A 300-nucleotide genomic window follows, 5' to 3' on the forward strand; every position below is an offset into this window, starting at 1 on the left:
CAGCGAGTCCGGATAGGCGTCCGCCTTGTCCTCGAGCCCCACCTTGCGCAGCAGCGGCATCGCTCGCTCCTTCGCTTCTCCAGGCGTGCGCTTGCGCACCTGGATCTGCGCCAGCGTCAGAATTTCCAGCACCTTCTTGTGCGGGACCAGATTGAATCGTTGGAACACCATGCCCGCTTCGGTGCGGATGTCCGCGATGTTCGTGCCCTTGGCCATGAGCGCATGTCCGTCGCTGCCGGCGGCGCCTCCGTCCGGCTGCTCGGGCAGGTTGATGCAGCGCAGCAACGTCGTCCTGCCGGC

General features: G+C 66.0%; 1 protein-coding gene. It reads right to left on the reverse strand.

The annotated features are described in order from the left end of the window. A partial coding sequence (locus KVT38_RS33645) for an ATP-binding cassette domain-containing protein (protein ID WP_217598064.1) occupies window positions 1-300 on the reverse strand: 300 nt, incomplete at both ends.

It is taken from the genome of Cohnella sp. GbtcB17 (genome assembly GCF_019091135.1).
GTDB lineage: Bacteria > Bacillota > Bacilli > Paenibacillales > Paenibacillaceae > Cohnella.